This window comes from Methylobacterium sp. C33D, from assembly GCF_053345825.1.
Genome location: NZ_JBKFAV010000100.1, coordinates 1 through 1,256, shown reverse-complemented (window position 1 = coordinate 1,256; position 1,256 = coordinate 1). Strand labels below are relative to the sequence as shown.

Here is a 1,256-nt window from a genome sequence, read left to right as displayed (position 1 = left end):
GACCGCGACGGGACTTCAGTTGAGGATCTGCTCGAGTTCTGGGACGATGATGAAGTCGTCGCCGGCCTTGACGATGGCGCGGATGTACTCGGGCCGCCACGTCGTCCCGACCGGCGGCACCGCCTCGCAGTCGGCCGGATCGACCTCGGTGACCGCGAACACCTTGTCGGCCACCAGCGCGACCACCACCGGATCGCCCGCCACCGCCACCTCCAGGACCAGGAAGCGCGTGTCCGGGCTGTCGGCCGCCGCCGGCATCCCGAACCGCGCGCGGATGTCGGCCAGCGGCACGACGTTGCCGCGCACGTTCACGATCCGGTCGACGTGCGGCCGCGCCCCCGCCACCCGGGTCGCCGGGATCGGGTCGATGATCTCGCGCACCATCCCGGCCTCCAGCGCGAAGCTCTCCGTGCCGATCCGGAACATCACCACCTGCCGGCCGCCCCGCTGCGCCGCCGGTGCGCCCGCCGGTGCGCCCCCTCGAGCGCCCCCTCGCGCGCCCGCCTGCGGCCCGGGCCCGGGAGGCCCGCCCGTCGCGCCATTCGGCGCGCCGCTGGTCATGCCGCTGGTCACGCCGCTGGTCATCACGCCACCTCCTGGTACGCGCGCAGGCTCTCGCGCGCGGTCTCGCGCGCCCGCTCGGCGCCGCCGCCGCCCACGAGCCGGCCGACATCGACGATCAGCGCGGCCGTGCCGTCGCCCAGGATCGTCGCCCCCGAGAACGTCGCCACGTCCGCGTGCAGCTTCGACAGCGACTTGATCACCGTCTGGTGGTTGCCGATGATCTGGTCCGCCACCAGCCCGACCCGCGCCTCGCCCGCCGACACCACGATCACCTTCTGGTGCTCCTCCGGCTCGCCCGACGCCCCGAACAGCGCGCGCAGCCGCAGGAACGGCACCAGCGCCCCGCGGATGTTCAGGAAGTCCCGCCCGCGCCCGTCCCGCTCGCCCGCCGGCAGCGCGACGCACTCCTCCACCGCCGCCAGCGGGATCACGTAGCGGCCCGCCCCCACCCGGATCAGAAGCCCCTCGATGATCGCCAGCGTCAGCGGCAGGCGCAGCGCCACGCAGGTCCCGCCCCCCGGCCCGGTGGTGATGTCGATCGTGCCGCGCAGGCTCTCGATCGTCTTCTTGACCACGTCCATGCCGACCCCGCGCCCCGACAGCGCCGAGATCGTCGCCGCGGTCGAGAAACCCGGCGCGAACAGGAACTGGTAGATCTGCTGGTCGGTCAGCACCGCGCCCGGCGCGCACAG

2 protein-coding genes are annotated in these 1,256 nt (G+C 74.1%); both read right to left on the bottom strand.

Annotation, left to right across the window (positions count from 1 at the left end):
• Nucleotides 1-15: 15 nt before the first annotated feature.
• Complete coding sequence (locus ACLBXO_RS31520) at nucleotides 16-585, bottom strand: chemotaxis protein CheW (RefSeq protein WP_447687887.1); 570 nt, start codon at nucleotides 583-585, stop codon at nucleotides 16-18.
• The coding region (locus ACLBXO_RS31515) for a chemotaxis protein CheA (protein WP_447687886.1) at nucleotides 585-1,256 on the bottom strand (672 nt) is incomplete at its 5' end. The genes ACLBXO_RS31520 and ACLBXO_RS31515, both read right to left, overlap by 1 nt.